The organism is Citrobacter amalonaticus (assembly GCF_018252635.1).
Classification (GTDB): Bacteria; Pseudomonadota; Gammaproteobacteria; order Enterobacterales; family Enterobacteriaceae; genus Citrobacter_A; species Citrobacter_A amalonaticus_E.
On record NZ_JAGTXM010000006.1, the window covers coordinates 529,484 to 546,211 of the forward strand.

Sequence of the window (16,728 nt, forward strand, 5' to 3'; positions counted from 1 at the left end):
AGGTATAAATGATTAAAAGAGAAAGTCAGTTAATTGTTGGTTTATGCAACCAAGTAATAAATATTCTTTGCCCATTTCTAATCACTATTATTGGCTTGAAAAATACTAATGCAGAAATTGGAAGTATTTGGCTAATCTTTCTATCTATGGTTGTATTAGTCAATCTTTTTGACTTTGGCATGTCTCCAACAATAATAAGAAATGTAAGCTATGTTGTTGGAGGAGCAAGAGAGCTGGCTAAAGATGGGCTTGACGATGTAAAATTTAGTAATGGAACAGACTATAGCTTACTTAAACGTCTACTGTGTGATATCAAAAAGATATACAGAACGCTTACGGTTGTCGCTTTTTTTATTATACTAGTCGGCGGTGGTTTATATTTTTACCATATTTCACCTCCTGAAGAATACCAGGAGGTGATTCTGTCATGGGGGGCCTTTGCATTCGGTCTCTTAATGAGTCTCTATTATTTATATTATACGCCAATATTGTGCGGATTGGGCATTATTCAGAAGGCTTATCTGGCAAACATTATCGGTCGGTTGGCATGGTTAGTTTTAACATTAGTAGCAATGAAGTATTTCCCTGGATTAATATCATTATCCTTAGCATTTCTGATATCCGTTTTTATTAATAGATTAGTTATAAATATTTTTTACAAGAAAAATATTTATATTAAGGAATTAAGGAATGTTATTGCCAGCAAAGTATCGACGATTCCGGTGATTGCCCATAATGCAACAAAGCTTGGTGTGGTGAGTTTGGGCAGTTTTTTAATCAGCCGTGCTACAATTTTGATTGCGGGAGCTTCATTACCCCTTGCTGTTGCAGGCGAGTATACATTTTCGCTCCAGATTTTTATGGCTTTACTTGCTGTCGGTAATGTTTTTGTAACTGTCAAAGTGCCAGAACTTTCTCGGTTAGTCATGGTGAAAGAGACTGCAAAATTACGAATGCTCATAATTAAAATAATTACTGTTTCTTTATTTCTCTATATGGCCGGGTTTGTCTGTTTTTATTTTTTACAAGGTTTTATTATTGCTATATTCGGAGCAAAAGTCGGATTTTTGCAGAATGAGTATCTTATTTTATTGGCGGTTGTTTATTTGCTGGAGCTTAACCATACTATATGTGCAACTATATTAACAACAGCTAATAAGATACCATTTGTCAAACCTTCTCTTATTTCTGGTTTACTAATAGTCATATTTTCTATGCTAGTGGTGAAATATTCTTCATTGGCCATTTTGGGTTTAATTGGCGTTCAGTTAATTATTCAATTATTCTATAATAACTGGAAGTGGCCTGTCTGCGTATATAAAGGTTACATTAAATGATTACGGAACTTCAGGCTAAATGTATCTATAATACTTATGATGCCGAGAGGGATTTTATCTTAACTGTTGCTATTCCGACCTATAAACGCTATGACATGCTTCGTGAATCGCTTCAAAGCGTACTTCAATGCTCATTCGATTTTTCTATAGAGATCATTATCGTTGATAACGATCCGGATTTTTCAATCGCTACTGAAAAATTCATATCCGATTTTTCAGAACATAAATTTCGGTATTATAAAAATAGTGAAAATTATGGTATGGCAGGCAACTGGAACCAATGTCTAAGCCTGGCAAAAGGTGAATACGTAACGATACTTCATGATGATGATCTTCTTTTACCGCAATATGCAACAGTATTAAATAAAATTTATAATCAAAATGAATTTATTGAAAACGATTTACTAGGATTTAACATTGATATTCTTGATCAGCGTAAAGATGAGCTAAAGGTTAATCATTTAGGGATTCTTGAAAAAATAAAAAAAATATCAATAAGCAATAAAACCAAAAAAATCAGGGGCGTTGATATAAAGGATATATTTTACTCAAATCTATTTAGCGTCACATTCAGTGTTGTTATGCGCAGGAATATGGCAATTAAACTTGGTGGTTTTGATGGTGAAATGTATCCCATTTCTGATTACCATTTTTGGGCCAGATGGATTTTTAAATATGGAGAGGCTCAGATAAGACCTGAAGTAGTTGGTCTTTATAGAAAGCAAGAAAATGAAAGTCTTCGACCGGATGTTATGGCTGCATTCATAACAAAAAATAGACAAATGCGTGAGGAATTAGCCGGAGAATTCTTATGTTCACCGCTTTTTGAAATGAGCATTAAGCTCCGTAGTGAATTAGATAAATTAGATTGTGATTTCTTATGGGCGGGCAATCAAAGAAAATTTGGAGTGATTAAGTCGGCCTATTATATGATGCTCAAAGTAACGTTCGCAATTATTGTAAGAACGATTAAGCTTAAAAGAAAAAACAGCAAATGAAAAAAATATTTCAATTTATTTATCTCTTTCTATTGGTGATTTCAGCTTCGTCATATCTGGTTGGGTGGATTTCTTATCTATCAATAATTCTATTAGTAATAATAAATCTTACAATTTTTAAATTAGATACTATTCGCTATGGCATTATTGTTATCTTTATATTATTTGTTGTTTTTAACGTAATAAGCACTATGATAAAAGGATTGGACATTGATCTAGTAGTGATAAATTTTACGCTTCAACTAATTTTCCTTGTAACATTAAAATTTGACAGTAATATTCAGAGAAAATTAATCTTACGCTCATTAGTTTGGGTTGTAATCATTTCTTCAATATTATCTGTAGGCGGTTATGTAGTCGGTGACTATAGTACGTTCGTCGACGCTGGACATGCTAAAGGATTTGATGGTGTACTTGCAATGCGGGGAGTATTTGCGACGCCACAACTGATGGCATCGGTATGCCTTGCAATATTATTTCTCTCATCAAGGGACGAATTTAAAACAAGAGTTCAGTCGTTCTTAATTTATGTTTTGGCATTCGTTGTGCTACTGTTTACAGTCAATCGGGTAAACATTGCTGGTTTCTTCGTGTTAGGGCTGATTTGTTTCAATGACTCATTTAGAAATAATAAGCTATGGGTTACGCTAAAATTATTGTCTCCTTTAGTAATAATCAGCATTGTGGTTACAATCTTACATTTTATTTCTCTTAGTGATATTAATTTGCAGACCTTAGAAAGTAGAGCTTTGCTCGTTGATGGCGTTTTATCTAAGGTAGACATGAATTCGTTGTCTTCATTACTTTTTGGTGATTTTTCAGCAATTAATTTCTATATACCACAATATCAGGTTGATATAAATTATGTTGAAAATGGATTTTTATTTATAATAAAATACTTTGGCTTTTTAAGCTTAATGATTTATATTGTAGTTGCCGCTTATTGTTCTTTGTGTATGATAAATAAATCATTAATAAAAGCAGTTTATATTTTTTATTATTTCTTTATTGTTCAAAACTTTACAAATGAGTTTGTAAGTATTGTATTCCCACTAGTTGTCTTTATGTTATTCTCTTGTTTTAATCGCCAGAGTGTTAATGATACACGCCATGGACATTTTTCATAAAAGTTCGACAATTAATTTTAAATCTCCGGAGTTGTAAATGAAAAGGGTTGCTATTTTTCATCCTGTTGATGATAGATATGGCGCGAGTAACATTCTTGCTTATGTTTTAACCTTTCTTAATGAAAAGTATGTTTGTGATATCTATATTCCTATACTAACTGGTGAAATTAAAAAAACTTTTTCAGATAATGCAGTTAATATGGAACAAGTTAATTTCATTGAATTTAAAAAATTGCCAGTGGCCCACAGGAAAATGTATTCATTTAGAGGGTTATTAGCTTGGGTTTCACAAAACATTAATACCTTTGAGTTGATTCGCAAAAATAAAATAAAATATGATTTGTTTTATATCAATACTGTTGCCTTATTTAGTGTTAGTTTATTGTGTAAACTCTTGAGAGTGAAGAATATTGTTCATTGCCACGAATATCTTAAAGGCAGTTTTTATGGCAACGTTATCAGAAATGTTGTGTTGGCATGTGCAAATAAAGTGATTTGTGTCTCAAAGTGTGTTGCTAATTATATTGGCGAATCTGATAAGATTGAAGTTGTACATAATGGTATTCCCGATTTGAATCAGAATTTCGAGGTATCATCTGACCATCGTGACGTTCAATTGTTGCACATAGCGATGATTGGTAGAATAATGCCGGAAAAAGGACAGTGGTTTCTATGCGATGCAGTTAAGACAATACCAAGCAGATATCAGAAAAAAATTAAAATACATGTGTTTGGCGATGCACCGCCAACGAGAAAGTACTTATTTGATGAATTAAACTCATACATATTAGATAATTCTCTTGATCATGTTTTTGTTATGCATGGTTTTGACCCTATGGCTTCAAAAAAAGCGATGGAAATGGATGTGTTTATGATTCCTTCTATTATGGTTGATCCTTTCCCTACTACTGTTCTTGAAGGCCTGTCGGCAGGTAAGATCTTAGTGACTACGAACAATGGCGGTTCAACGGAAATTATTGATGATGGCATAAATGGATTTAAGGTAACACCTGGAGATACTTCAATGTTATCGGAAAAGATAATAAAAATAATCGACATGACATCAACCGAAAGACAGGTAATTCAAAAGGAAGCTCGGGCATCATATTTGAAATCTTTTACCTTGTCTAAGTTTAAAGATCGGTTTATGTCTGTATTAAGTAATACTTGATATTCTATTTATAACTCTGGGTTTATAATCATGATCCTGAAAGTCTTTAACACATTGTCTTATGATGGTGAGAAAATCAATCTTAGAATTATTTTTCGTGTAGCTGTAATGATGATGCGTGGATTATTGAAAACATGCTTTAGTAAAGGCTCATTTCATTACCCTATTTTTATTTCTAACAATGTGAAATTCATTGGTTCAAAGTCTAAATTAAAAATTGGACGAATGGTTAAGTTTGAATCTAACTCTGTTATTCAAACGGACAGTGAAAATGGTATCATCATCAATGATGGCTGCACTATCGGGAGCGGAACTAGTATTAGACCTTCTGGTTATTATGGGGGGCAAAAAGGTGCTGGTTTTGTATTAGGTCGAAATTCAGCTATTGGTGTAAATTCATATATAGGTTGCTCTGGATACATCTGCATAGGTGAAAATGTAATCATTGGTCCACACATCACATTGATCGCTGAAAACCATAATTTTTCGGATCCGACTATTCCGATCAAAGACCAGGGTGTGAAAATTGGTAATATCACCATCGAAGATAACGTATGGATTGGTTGTAATGTTACGATATTAAGTAATGTGACAATTGGATCGGGCTCGGTGATTGCCGCAGGTGCTGTCGTTAATAAATCATTTCCACCTAAGTCGCTTATAGCTGGAGTACCTGCAAAATTAATACGTGAGTTATAATTTTGCTAACCCCAGTTTTGTATATTTGAGGTCACTTTTAAAAAAATGAAAAAAATCGCTATAGTTGGAACAGCAGGCATTCCTGCCTGTTATGGTGGGTTTGAAACACTTGCGGAAAATTTAACGAGTTATTCATCTGTTGAGTGCGCTTATACTGTTTATTGTTCGGGTAAACTATATTCTGATAGGAAGACGCATCATAATGGTGCTTCTCTTGAGTATATTAACCTCAATGCGAATGGTAGTCAAAGTATTCCATATGACATTATTGCACTCTTCAAATCCCGTAAATTCGATGTCATCCTTGTTCTTGGTGTCTCAGGATGTATTTTTCTGCCATTCTTAAGGATGATAACTAAAGCGAAAATTGTTACCAATATCGATGGGCTGGAATGGAAAAGAGATAAATGGTCAAGTTTTATTCGTTCCTTCCTTAAATTTTCAGAAAAAATGGCAGTAAAATATTCTGATATTGTTATAGCAGATAATGAGCAAATAACAAAGTATGTTTATGAACAGTATAATATCGAAGCAAAAACTATTGCTTATGGTGGTGATCATGTACTACTGTCCAATGAAATAAATGGGAATGGTAATTATTTTCTAACTATTTGTCGTATTGAACCTGAAAATAACATTGAGATGATACTTGATGCATTTTCTCGGACAACATTGCCACTCAAATTTGTTGGTAATTGGCAGGCAAATAATTATGGGAAAGAGCTTTACGAAAAATACTCAACGTTTGAGAATGTTGAATTAATTAATCCCGTCTATAATCTAGAGACTCTTTTTGAATTACGTGCAAACTGTTGTGGCTATGTTCATGGTCATTCAGCTGGCGGCACGAATCCTTCACTTGTAGAAATCATGCATTTCTCTAAACCTATTTTTGCCTTCGATTGTTCCTTCAATCGTTATTCTACGGACAATAGTGGCTTTTATTTTAAAGATGCAAATGATCTACAAAATATACTTCTCCAAGTTAGTAACATGGCTACTGAATTAGAGCAATGTGCTTCTGCTATGCACTATTTAGCAAAGAAAAAATATTGTTGGAAGGACATTTCTTCTGCCTATGAACGCATTTTTTTGAATAAATAAACTTTATATAAGTTTTTATCTATTTGAATTTATATATTTTTTGATAATGAATATCATTTTTTTCAATTTTAACTGTCTTGAGTTAACATCTAAGGCACATTTCAAGCCGCGCATACGTCGCGTGGTGACCACACCTGACAGGAGTATGTAATGTCTAAGCAACAGATCGGCGTCGTCGGTATGGCAGTGATGGGGCGCAACCTGGCGCTCAATATTGAGAGCCGTGGTTATACCGTCTCCGTGTTCAACCGCTCCCGTGAAAAGACTGAAGAAGTGATTGCCGAGAACCCGGGCAAGAAACTGGTGCCTTACTACACGGTGAAAGAGTTTGTTGAATCCCTCGAAACGCCTCGTCGTATCCTGTTAATGGTGAAAGCAGGCGCGGGTACCGATGCTGCCATTGATTCTCTGAAACCGTATCTGGATAAAGGCGACATCATCATTGATGGCGGTAATACTTTCTTCCTGGATACCATTCGTCGTAACCGCGAACTGTCTGCTGAAGGTTTCAACTTCATCGGTACCGGTGTTTCCGGTGGTGAGGAAGGCGCGCTGAAAGGGCCGTCTATCATGCCTGGTGGGCAGAAAGAAGCCTATGAACTGGTAGCGCCGATTCTGACCAAGATCGCTGCAGTTGCTGAAGATGGCGAACCTTGTGTGACATATATCGGTGCTGATGGCGCAGGCCATTACGTGAAAATGGTTCACAACGGTATCGAATATGGCGATATGCAACTTATCGCTGAAGCCTATTCTCTACTGAAAGGCGGCCTGAATCTTTCTAATGAAGAGCTGGCCAGCACCTTTACTGAGTGGAACAATGGTGAGCTGAGCAGCTACCTGATTGATATCACCAAAGACATCTTCACTAAAAAAGATGAAGAGGGTAAATACCTCGTTGATGTCATTCTGGATGAAGCGGCTAACAAAGGTACCGGTAAGTGGACCAGCCAGAGCTCTCTGGATCTCGGCGAACCGCTGTCGCTGATTACTGAATCGGTCTTCGCGCGTTATATCTCCTCACTGAAAGATCAGCGCGTTGCGGCCTCTAAGGTTCTGACAGGTCCGAAAGCGCAACCTGCGGGTGATAAAGTTGAGTTTATTGAGAAAGTACGCCGTGCGCTGTACCTTGGTAAAATCGTTTCCTATGCACAGGGCTTCTCTCAGCTACGTGCGGCGTCTGACGAGTACAACTGGGATCTGAACTACGGTGAAATCGCGAAGATTTTCCGTGCAGGCTGCATTATTCGTGCGCAGTTCCTGCAGAAGATCACGGACGCCTACGCGAAGAATGCAGGCATTGCCAATCTACTGTTAGATCCGTACTTCAAGAACATCGCTGATGAATACCAGCAGGCGCTGCGTGATGTTGTTGCCTACGCTGTTCAGAATGGTATCCCGGTTCCGACCTTCTCTGCGGCTGTTGCCTATTACGACAGCTACCGTGCTGAAGTACTTCCAGCTAACCTGATCCAGGCACAACGTGATTACTTCGGTGCGCATACCTATAAGCGTACTGATAAAGAAGGCGTTTTCCATACCGAATGGATGGATTAATTACATTGTTTGTCAGAAGCCCGGTCTAAAGACCGGGCTTTTTTTTATCCTGATTCTTATTGCATAATTTTCATTGCTTAATATTAACTTAATATTGTCCATTTAGGATGATAAAGATAATCCTAATTGTATTAGGCTTCGTTGACACATTATTCGCTCAGACGCTAAAACAATAATAACGTGTCAGGATGTGAATACATCATGATGTCTAATTAAGTTAATTCTGAGAGCATGCAATGAAAATCACCATCTCCGGTACCGGGTATGTTGGGCTGTCCAACGGTCTGCTAATCGCACAGCATCATGATGTTGTTGCGCTAGACATCATCCCCTCTCGTGTTGAAATGTTGAATGATCGGATATCTCCGATTGTCGATAAAGAAATTCAGCAGTTCTTAACGTCGGAGAATATTAATTTCAAAGCCACGCTGGATAAGCATGACGCCTATCAAAACGCAGATTATGTTATTATTGCGACGCCGACCGATTATGATCCGAAGACCAATTACTTCAATACTTCAAGCGTAGAGTCCGTTATTCAGGATGTGATAGCGATTAATCCAAATGCGGTGATGATAATTAAATCTACCGTCCCGGTCGGGTTTACCGCCGCAATGGGTAAGAAATTTAAAACGCAAAATATTATTTTTTCCCCTGAATTTTTGCGTGAAGGTAAAGCGCTTTATGACAATTTGTATCCGTCGCGTATTGTCATCGGCGAGCGCTCTGAACGAGCCGAGCGGTTTGCCGCTTTGCTTCAGGAAGGGGCAGTGAAGCAAGATATCCCAACGCTGTTTACGGATTCTACCGAAGCAGAAGCGATCAAGCTTTTTGCCAACACCTATCTGGCGATGCGCGTGGCCTATTTTAACGAACTCGATAGCTACGCTGAAAGTCTAGGTTTAAATACCCGACAGATCATCGAGGGGGTTTGTCTGGATCCGCGAATTGGCAATCACTATAACAATCCCTCGTTTGGTTACGGCGGTTATTGTCTGCCAAAAGATACCAAGCAGCTTCTGGCTAATTATCACTCAGTCCCCAATAATATTATTTCCGCAATCGTTGATGCCAACCGCACTCGTAAAGACTTTATCGCTGATGCCATCCTCGCCAGAAAACCAAAAGTGGTGGGAATTTATCGTCTGATCATGAAAAGCGGCTCGGATAACTTTCGCGCATCCTCAATTCAGGGGATCATGAAACGCATTAAGGCCAAAGGGGTGGAAGTGGTGATTTATGAACCCGTAATGCAGGACGAGACGTTTTTCAACTCGCGAATCGAACGTGACCTGACGCAGTTTAAACAACAGGCTGACGTCATTATCTCAAACCGCATGGCTGAAGAGCTCAAAGATGTCGCTGAAAAAGTCTATACCCGCGATCTTTTTGGCAGTGATTGATTAGTCAACGGAGGGGAAGGGAGTCCCTGATAATGGGTTAAAGACCTACCAGAATTTTCGCAATCCTGCCAAATTTCCTATGGCATAAATTACGTTTCCCGATAAACTGTGGCGAGTTTAGAGCTTTCTTGTTTAGGGCAATGATGACAGTGGAAAATAACAACATGTCCGGGCGCAGCAACGAACCGGAACAGATTGATTTAATTGACTTAGTGATTCAGATTTGGCGCGGTAAAGTGACAATAATCATCTGCGTTATTGTGGCTATCGCTCTGGCTGTGGGTTACCTGGCGGTGGCGAAAGAAAAATGGACCTCAACGGCGATTATTACTCAACCGGATGCAGGGCAACTGGCGGGATATACTAACGCGATGAGCGTGTTGTATGGGAAAGATGCTCCAAAAATCGATGATGTACAAACTGGTGTTATCGGTCGTTTCAGTTCCGCTTTTTCCGCACTGACAGAGACACTTGATAATCAGGATAAACCTGAAAAACTGACGATTGACTCTTCTGTGAAAGGCCAACCCCTACCGTTGAAAGTTACCTATCAGGCGAGTACTGCAGAAACTGCGCAGAATACGCTGGCAAAATATATCCAGCAGGTTGACGAGTCAGTTTCTAAAGAGATCAATGCTGACCTGGCAATGAGCATCACGTCCCGAACGTCCGATTTAGAACAATCGCTTGAAGCGCAGGAAAAGGTAGCGAAAGAGCAAAAAGCACTGCGCATTGCCCAGATCAACCAGGCGCTTTCCGTCGCTAAACAAGCCAACATCAAGTTGCCGCAGGTCCAGCAGGCCGATCAGGTCTCCCAGGACACCATGTTTATGCTGGGTAGCGATGCGCTTTCATCGATGGTGAATAACGAAGCGACCCGGCCCTTAACGTTTTCGGATGACTACTACCAAACCCGTCAGAATCTGTTAGCCGTTAAGGCGCTGAAAGTGCAACCTGACAGTATTCACGCCTACCGCTACGTAATGAAGCCGACGTTGCCGATTCGTCGCGATAGCCCGAAAAAAGCGATTACCCTGGTACTGGCGGTACTGCTTGGCGGAATGATTGGTGCCGGCGTGGTGCTGGGACGTAACGCGCTGCGTAACTACAAACCCAAAGCGCAGTAATATTACCCCCTCAATAAAAAACCGGGCCAGTTATGAACTGACCCGGTTTTTTTACGCCTTACGATCACTGATGACGTTTGCGCAGATTCTCAATGACCGTTGTCAGGTCGAGATCCTGGTCCTGCAGCAGGACCAACAGGTGATACATCAAATCCGACGCCTCGTTAGTCAGTTCGAAGCGGTCATGCACCGTCGCGGCCAGTGCGGTTTCGACGCCTTCTTCACCCACTTTTTGGGCGATGCGCTTGGTGCCGCTGGCATACAGTTTCGCGGTATAGGAACTTGCCGGGTCAGCCGTTTTGCGCCCGGCCAACAGTTGCTCAAGCTGATACAGGAACAGCCACTGATGGCTGGTCTCACCGAAGCAGCTACTGGTGCCTTTGTGACAGGTGGGCCCGACAGGATCCACCAGTACCAGCAAGGTATCGTTATCACAGTCTGGGGCAATGCTGACGACGTTCAGAAAGTTGCCCGATGTCTCGCCTTTGGTCCACAGGCGCTGTTTGGTGCGTGAGAAGAAGGTGACTTTGCCGGTTGCAAGGGTTTTATCCAGCGCGTCTGGGTTCATATATCCCAGCATCAACACCTCACCGGACACCGCGTGTTGTACGACAGCTGGCATCAGTCCGTCGGTTTTTTCCCAGTCCAGTTGGCTGCGTTGTTGCTCTGTTAACATATCCTGATCTCCACGCCCTGCGTTGCCAGGTACGCTTTTAATTCACCAATATTGATTATCTGTTTGTGGAAGACGGAGGCGGCGAGCGCACCGTCGACATCGGCATCGCGGAAGGCCTCAAGGAAGTGTTCCATGGTGCCTGCGCCACCGGACGCAATCAGCGGTACGCGGCAAACGTCACGTACCTTTTTCAACTGTTCGAGGTCGTAACCGTTACGCACGCCGTCCTGGTTCATCATATTAAGGACGATTTCTCCGGCACCGCGCGTTTGCACTTCCTGTACCCAGTCGAGCGTTTCCCAGGTGGTGACGCGGGTGCGGCTTTCGTCGCCGGTATATTGATTGACATGATACTTGCCGGTTTCAACGTCATACCAGGTATCAATACCCACCACGATACACTGCACGCCGAAGCGGTCAGCCAGACGGGTAATCAGCGTCGGGTCAGCCAGCGCCGGCGAGTTGATGGAGATTTTATCTGCGCCAAACGAGAGAATTTTGGCCGCATCGTCTACCGACTTAATCCCGCCCGCCACGCAGAAAGGAATGTCGATCACTTCCGCGACGCGCGAAACCCAGCTTTTATCGACCACACGACCATCGCTGGACGCAGTGATATCGTAAAACACCAGTTCATCGGCGCCTTCATCGGCATAACGTTTTGCCAGCGGGACGATGTCACCGATAATCTCGTGATTACGAAACTGCACGCCTTTCACAACCTGACCATCGCGAACGTCGAGGCACGGGATTATACGTTTTGCCAGCATTGGATCGCCTCCTTAACGGTGAATTTGCCTTCCAGCAGCGCACGTCCGACGATCACGCCGCGCACGCCGGTTCCGCGCAGTGCGGCGACGTCGTTGATATCACCGATCCCGCCAGAGGACTGAAAGGCTACCTGCGGATATTTTTTGCACACCTCTTCATACAAAGAGACGTTTGAGCCCGCCAGCGTGCCGTCGCGAGAAATATCCGTACAGAGCACATGTTTCAGGCCCACCGGTAGATAGATTTCTACCAGTTCTTCGAGCGAAACGCCGGAGTTCTCCTGCCAGCCACTTACGGCTACCTGCTTGTTTCCCTGTTCATCAATACGTACATCCAGTGCGAGGACCAGCGCGTCGGCGCCAAAACGCGTGAACCAGCCTTGCACTATTTCCGGCGATTTTACCGCCGTGGAGCCGACCACCACGCGGGCGACACCCGCTGCCAGCAGGGCCGCAACGTCGTCTTCAGAGCGCACGCCGCCGCCGACCTGGACCGGCACGTTCACGCCCGCCACCAGGTTTTTGATTAGCGGGATCTGCCGTTTCGCCGGATCTTTCGCGCCGGTTAAGTCAACCAGGTGTAACACCTCGGCCCCCTGGGCGGCATAATCCTGCAGGCGTGGCAGCGGGTCGGTGCCGTAATCGCGCTGTTGCGCATAATCGCCCTGATGGAGACGCACGACGGTGCCGTCGATTAAATCTAAAGCCGGAATAATCATCACATCTCCAGAAAGTTTTTCAGCAACTGTGCGCCAGCGGCACCCGAACGCTCCGGGTGGAACTGCACGCCGAAGAAATTATCTTTTTGTACGGCGGCGGTGAACGGCTCGCCGTAGTGGCACTGGGCGATAGTCCACGGATTGACCGGCATCGCGTAGCTGTGCACAAAGTAGAAATACGCGCCGTCCGCAATGCCCTGAAAAAGACGATTTCCGGCCTGCGGATAAACGCGGTTCCAGCCCATGTGCGGCAATGGCAGACCAAAATCGGTCATCTTAGGCACATCTTGGTCGATAATACCCAACAGGTCGACGCCGTTCGTCTCCTCACTTCGCCGCCCCAGAATTTGCATTCCGAGACAGATACCGAGCACCGGTTGGGTGCAGGCTTTAATCAGTTCGATCAGTTCGCGCTCGCGCAGCTGGTCCATTGCCGCCTGTGCCGTGCCGACACCTGGCAGAAACAGTTTATCTGCGCGTAAGACCACATCCGGGTCGCGACTGACCACCGGATCATATCCGTGACGCGCCACGGCGGATTTCACCGAGTTCAGGTTGGCGCAGCCGGTGTCGAGGATCACCACGTTCATCACAGCACTCCTTTGGAGGAGGGAAGGGTATCACCCTCAACGCGAATGGCCTGGCGCAGCGTACGACCGAAGGCTTTAAACAGGCTCTCCACACGGTGATGATCGTTTTTGCCTTTGGTCTTCAGATGCAGCGTCACGCCCATGGTGTAGGAGAGTGAACGGAAGAAGTGTTCGATCATCTCGGTGCTCAGATCGCCGACGCGCTGATAGGTGAACTCGGCACGGTACTCGAGGTGCGGGCGCCCGGAGATATCCAGCGCACAGCGCGCCAGGCATTCGTCCATCGGCAGCACAAAGCCAAAACGGTTGATGCCACGTTTATCGCCGAGCGCCAGTTTTAACGCTTCACCCAGCGCCAGACCGGTGTCTTCCACGGTGTGGTGATCGTCGATATAGAGATCGCCTTTGACGGTAATCTCCATACGGAACCCGCCGTGTGTCGCAATCTGATCGAGCATATGATCGAAGAAGCCGACGCCGGTGTTAATTTTGCTGCCGCCTTCACGGTCCAGCCAGATTTTGACGTCAATCTGCGTCTCTTTGGTGACGCGCTCAACGTGGGCGTAGCGGTCGCGTTTCGTCAGTTGCTCGCCAATTGCCGCCCAGTTCAGCGTCTCACGATGGTAACGGAGCCCGGTAATCCCCATGTTTTCCGCCAACTGGATATCGGTAGCGCGATCGCCAATGACGTAGCTGTTGGCGCTGTCCATCGCCTGCTCCGCGAGATAGCGCTCGACCAGCTTCACTTTCGGCTTACGGCAGTCACACTCGTCGGCGGGCAGGTGCGGGCAGATCAGCACGTCATCAAACAGCACGCCCTGAGAGGTGAGGATTTGCATCATCAGATTGTGCGGGCCGTCGAAATCCGCCTGCGGGAAGCTCGACGTTCCCAGACCGTCCTGATTGGTAATCATCACCAGCTTAAAGCCCGCTTTTTGCAGCTTCAGCAGCACAGGCACAACGTCTGGCTCGAAGGCCAGTTTGTCAAAGCGATCCACCTGGAAATCGCTCGGTGGTTCGGAAATCAGGGTTCCATCACGATCGATAAAGAGATACTTCTGGCTCATACTTGCTCCGCACGTAAAGCGTCAATGACGCGCTGGCTTTCTTCGCGGGTACCAACAGTAATACGCAGACAGCCGCTTAAAGAAGGTTGTTTGTTCTGATCCCGTAAGATAATGCCCTGATCCCACAGAGATTTAAATACGCTACTGGAGGCGGTGAAGCGCGCCAGAATGTAGTTGGTTTCGGAGTCAAATACCTGTTCAACGCAGGCAATCTCTTTAAGCGCATTCACCAGGTACTGACGCTCAAGCAGGATCTGCGCCACGCGCTCACGCATCGCATTGATGCCCTGTGGGCTGAGCGCCTGTTCGGCAATGTCGGCAACAGGGGTAGAAAGCGGATAGGGGGCGATCACCTTCAGCAGCAGGTTAATCACCTCCTCATTGGCCAGCGTAAAGCCGCAGCGCAGACCGGCGAGAGCAAACGCCTTAGACAGCGTGCGCAGCACGACCAGGTTAGGGTACTCGGAAAGCCAGCCCGCCAGCGTAGCCTGTGGGCAAAACTCGATATAGGCCTCGTCGGCGACCACAATGGCTTTGCCGCGCGTCAGTTCCAGCAGCGTGCGCAGATCCTGCGGATTAATCAACTGTCCGGTGGGGTTGTTGGGGCTGCACACGTAAACAACCTTCACGCCATCCAGATGGTCAGAAATGGCCTGCATATCCAGTTGCCAGTCTGCCAGCGTCGGTACGGTACGACATTCCACGCCAATGGTTTCGGCGCTGACGCTGTACATCCCATAGGTGGGCGGACAGAAGAGAATCGCGTCTTTCCCCGGTTCGCAGAAGGCGCGGATAAGCAGCTCTATACCTTCATCAGCGCCACGACTGACCAGCACCTGTTCCGGTTTAACCCCGGCATACTGCGCATAATTTTCAATCACCGCTTTCGGCTGGCATTCCGGGTAACGGTTCAGCGTTTGCCGGGTGAGTTGGTATTCAACCGCCGTCGGGAATTCGTTGGCATTAAGCCAGACATCGCCGTTGCCGCCCAGACGACGAGCAGATTGATACGGGGTCAGATTGCGGACGTTTTCACGGGCTAAGTCGGTGACGCTGAACGTGTTTTCAGTGCTCATGCTTGCTCCTTCAGGGCGTTGACGCGTAGGGTGACGGCATTTTTGTGAGCGGTCAGGCGTTCAGCCGCCGCCAGTGTCTCAATGGTTGAAGCCAGCGCGGAGAATCCCGCTTTTGACAGTTCCTGAACCGTCATACGCTTCTGGAAATCCGCCAGTCCGAGACTGGAACAAGTGGACGTATAGCCGTAGGTCGGCAGCACGTGGTTCGTTCCGGAGGCGTAATCACCCGCCGATTCCGGCGACCAGTCGCCGAGGAACACCGAACCGGCACTGGTTACCTCATCAACCATGTCGCGGGCATTACGGGTCTGAATAATTAAGTGCTCAGGGCCATAGAGGTTAGAGATGGCAATGCACTGCGCCAAATCTTGCGTCACAATCAATCGACTGGCGCTCAGTGCCTGACGTGCGGTGTCCGCACGCGGGAGTTCAGCCAGTTGACGTTCAACGGCTTCGGCAACGCGACGGGCGATATCGGCATCCGGCGTCAGCAGAATCACCTGGGAATCCGGACCGTGTTCCGCTTGCGAAAGCAGATCGGAGGCGACGAAATCCGGCGTGGCGCAGCTGTCGGCAATCACCAATACTTCGGACGGTCCGGCTGGCATATCAATTGCCGCGCCGTCGAGACGCTGGCTGACCTGACGCTTCGCTTCGGTGACAAACGCGTTTCCAGGGCCAAAAATTTTGTCCACTTTCGGCACGGATTCGCTGCCAAACGCCAGGGCGGCAATGGCCTGTGCGCCGCCAACGTTAAAGATTTCCTGCACGCCGCACAGCTGCGCCGCGTAGAGAATTTCATCGGCAATCGGCGGCGGGGAACACAGCACCACCTTCTTGCAGCCCGCAATGCGCGCCGGCGTGGCGAGCATCAGTACGGTAGAAAAGAGCGGGGCGGATCCGCCGGGAATATACAAACCGACGGACGCCACCGGGCGCGTCACCTGCTGGCAGCGGACGCCTGGCTGGGTTTCCACATCAACAGGCGGTAATTTTTGCGCGTTGTGGAAGGTTTCGATGTTTTGCACCGCGACAGCCATCGCCTGCTTGAGATCGTCGCTCAGTCGTGCGCTGGCGGCGGCTATCTCTTCTGCGGTCACCTTCAGCGCCGCAACCTCGGTTTTATCAAACTTCGCGCTGTACTCGCGCAGGGCGTCGTCGCCACGGGCTTTGACGTTATCCAGAATTTCGCTCACGGTGCGGGTGATGCTGTCAGATGCGGAAATTGCCGGGCGCATCAGTAATTCACGCTGCTGCTTTGCGGAACAGGTGTTCCAGTTAATGATTGTGCTAAAGCTCATGTCACT

Annotated in this window: 16 protein-coding genes; 9 read left to right on the forward strand and 7 right to left on the reverse strand. The window is 45.4% G+C overall.

The features are described from left to right. Positions 1-8 precede the first annotated feature (8 nt). From wzx to wzzB, 9 genes are all read left to right on the forward strand, one after another. Positions 9-1,337, forward strand: a complete 1,329-nt coding sequence (gene wzx / locus KE671_RS20075) for an O-unit flippase-like protein (RefSeq protein ID WP_206164319.1) — start codon at positions 9-11, stop codon at positions 1,335-1,337. Continuing rightward, a complete protein-coding gene (locus KE671_RS20080; RefSeq protein WP_206164320.1) occupies positions 1,334-2,335 on the forward strand; it encodes a glycosyltransferase family 2 protein in 1,002 nt (333 codons plus the stop codon). Before wzx ends, KE671_RS20080 begins: the two co-directional genes overlap by 4 nt. Continuing rightward, the gene (locus KE671_RS20085; RefSeq protein WP_206164321.1) at positions 2,332-3,462 is read left to right on the forward strand and encodes a hypothetical protein; all 1,131 of its coding nucleotides are present in this window, start codon (positions 2,332-2,334) and stop codon (positions 3,460-3,462) included. Before KE671_RS20080 ends, KE671_RS20085 begins: the two co-directional genes overlap by 4 nt. 37 nt (positions 3,463-3,499) lie before the next feature. Continuing rightward, entirely contained in the window at positions 3,500-4,633 is a 1,134-nt protein-coding gene (locus KE671_RS20090; RefSeq protein WP_206164322.1) for a glycosyltransferase family 4 protein, read from the forward strand. Positions 4,634-4,663: 30 nt separating this feature from the next. Beyond that, positions 4,664-5,332: an acyltransferase gene (locus KE671_RS20095; RefSeq protein WP_206164323.1), complete on the forward strand. Its 669-nt coding sequence runs from the start codon at positions 4,664-4,666 to the stop codon at positions 5,330-5,332. 45 nt (positions 5,333-5,377) lie between these two features. After that, positions 5,378-6,436: a DUF1972 domain-containing protein gene (locus KE671_RS20100; RefSeq protein ID WP_206164324.1), complete on the forward strand. Its 1,059-nt coding sequence runs from the start codon at positions 5,378-5,380 to the stop codon at positions 6,434-6,436. 150 nt (positions 6,437-6,586) lie between these two features. Then, entirely contained in the window at positions 6,587-7,993 is a 1,407-nt protein-coding gene (gndA, locus tag KE671_RS20105) for an NADP-dependent phosphogluconate dehydrogenase (RefSeq protein WP_206164325.1), read from the forward strand. Positions 7,994-8,229: 236 nt separating this feature from the next. Beyond that, the gene (gene ugd, locus KE671_RS20110; protein ID WP_206164326.1) at positions 8,230-9,396 is read left to right on the forward strand and encodes a UDP-glucose 6-dehydrogenase; all 1,167 of its coding nucleotides are present in this window, start codon (positions 8,230-8,232) and stop codon (positions 9,394-9,396) included. Positions 9,397-9,539: 143 nt separating this feature from the next. Next, the gene (gene wzzB / locus KE671_RS20115; protein ID WP_206164393.1) at positions 9,540-10,523 is read left to right on the forward strand and encodes an LPS O-antigen chain length determinant protein WzzB; all 984 of its coding nucleotides are present in this window, start codon (positions 9,540-9,542) and stop codon (positions 10,521-10,523) included. Between the two features lie 64 nt (positions 10,524-10,587). Here the strand turns inward: wzzB and hisIE are convergent, their stop codons facing one another. Genes hisIE through hisD form a run of 7 tightly spaced genes read right to left on the reverse strand, consistent with a single transcriptional unit; the run spans position 10,588 to position 16,722 of the window. Further along, complete coding sequence (gene hisIE / locus KE671_RS20120) at positions 10,588-11,199, reverse strand: bifunctional phosphoribosyl-AMP cyclohydrolase/phosphoribosyl-ATP diphosphatase HisIE (RefSeq protein WP_206164327.1); 612 nt, start codon at positions 11,197-11,199, stop codon at positions 10,588-10,590. Continuing rightward, positions 11,193-11,969: an imidazole glycerol phosphate synthase subunit HisF gene (hisF, locus tag KE671_RS20125; protein WP_206164328.1), complete on the reverse strand. Its 777-nt coding sequence runs from the start codon at positions 11,967-11,969 to the stop codon at positions 11,193-11,195. The genes hisIE and hisF overlap by 7 nt, the downstream gene beginning before the upstream one ends. Further along, the gene (hisA, locus tag KE671_RS20130; RefSeq protein ID WP_206164329.1) at positions 11,951-12,688 is read right to left on the reverse strand and encodes a 1-(5-phosphoribosyl)-5-[(5-phosphoribosylamino)methylideneamino]imidazole-4-carboxamide isomerase; all 738 of its coding nucleotides are present in this window, start codon (positions 12,686-12,688) and stop codon (positions 11,951-11,953) included. The genes hisF and hisA overlap by 19 nt, the downstream gene beginning before the upstream one ends. Then, positions 12,688-13,278: an imidazole glycerol phosphate synthase subunit HisH gene (hisH, locus tag KE671_RS20135; RefSeq protein ID WP_150546977.1), complete on the reverse strand. Its 591-nt coding sequence runs from the start codon at positions 13,276-13,278 to the stop codon at positions 12,688-12,690. The genes hisA and hisH overlap by 1 nt, the downstream gene beginning before the upstream one ends. Further along, a complete protein-coding gene (gene hisB / locus KE671_RS20140; RefSeq protein ID WP_206164330.1) occupies positions 13,278-14,345 on the reverse strand; it encodes a bifunctional histidinol-phosphatase/imidazoleglycerol-phosphate dehydratase HisB in 1,068 nt (355 codons plus the stop codon). The genes hisH and hisB overlap by 1 nt, the downstream gene beginning before the upstream one ends. Beyond that, a complete protein-coding gene (gene hisC, locus KE671_RS20145; protein ID WP_206164331.1) occupies positions 14,342-15,421 on the reverse strand; it encodes a histidinol-phosphate transaminase in 1,080 nt (359 codons plus the stop codon). Before hisC ends, hisB begins: the two co-directional genes overlap by 4 nt. Then, positions 15,418-16,722, reverse strand: coding sequence for a histidinol dehydrogenase (hisD, locus tag KE671_RS20150; protein WP_206164332.1), 1,305 nt, complete (start codon positions 16,720-16,722; stop codon positions 15,418-15,420). Before hisD ends, hisC begins: the two co-directional genes overlap by 4 nt. Positions 16,723-16,728: the final 6 nt, after the last annotated feature.

Bases quoted from the DNA above. Each gene is read 5' to 3' on its own strand.
- wzx (WP_206164319.1), top strand. From the start codon at position 9: ATGATTAAAAGAGAAAGTCAGTTAATTGTTGGTTTATGCAACCAAGTA.
- KE671_RS20080 (WP_206164320.1), top strand. From the start codon at position 1,334: ATGATTACGGAACTTCAGGCTAAATGTATCTATAATACTTATGATGCC.
- KE671_RS20085 (WP_206164321.1), top strand. From the start codon at position 2,332: ATGAAAAAAATATTTCAATTTATTTATCTCTTTCTATTGGTGATTTCA.
- KE671_RS20090 (WP_206164322.1), top strand. From the start codon at position 3,500: ATGAAAAGGGTTGCTATTTTTCATCCTGTTGATGATAGATATGGCGCG.
- KE671_RS20095 (WP_206164323.1), top strand. From the start codon at position 4,664: ATGATCCTGAAAGTCTTTAACACATTGTCTTATGATGGTGAGAAAATC.
- KE671_RS20100 (WP_206164324.1), top strand. From the start codon at position 5,378: ATGAAAAAAATCGCTATAGTTGGAACAGCAGGCATTCCTGCCTGTTAT.
- gndA (WP_206164325.1), top strand. From the start codon at position 6,587: ATGTCTAAGCAACAGATCGGCGTCGTCGGTATGGCAGTGATGGGGCGC.
- ugd (WP_206164326.1), top strand. From the start codon at position 8,230: ATGAAAATCACCATCTCCGGTACCGGGTATGTTGGGCTGTCCAACGGT.
- wzzB (WP_206164393.1), top strand. From the start codon at position 9,540: ATGACAGTGGAAAATAACAACATGTCCGGGCGCAGCAACGAACCGGAA.
- hisIE (WP_206164327.1), bottom strand. From the start codon at position 11,199: ATGTTAACAGAGCAACAACGCAGCCAACTGGACTGGGAAAAAACCGAC.
- hisF (WP_206164328.1), bottom strand. From the start codon at position 11,969: ATGCTGGCAAAACGTATAATCCCGTGCCTCGACGTTCGCGATGGTCAG.
- hisA (WP_206164329.1), bottom strand. From the start codon at position 12,688: ATGATTATTCCGGCTTTAGATTTAATCGACGGCACCGTCGTGCGTCTC.
- hisH (WP_150546977.1), bottom strand. From the start codon at position 13,278: ATGAACGTGGTGATCCTCGACACCGGCTGCGCCAACCTGAACTCGGTG.
- hisB (WP_206164330.1), bottom strand. From the start codon at position 14,345: ATGAGCCAGAAGTATCTCTTTATCGATCGTGATGGAACCCTGATTTCC.
- hisC (WP_206164331.1), bottom strand. From the start codon at position 15,421: ATGAGCACTGAAAACACGTTCAGCGTCACCGACTTAGCCCGTGAAAAC.
- hisD (WP_206164332.1), bottom strand. From the start codon at position 16,722: ATGAGCTTTAGCACAATCATTAACTGGAACACCTGTTCCGCAAAGCAG.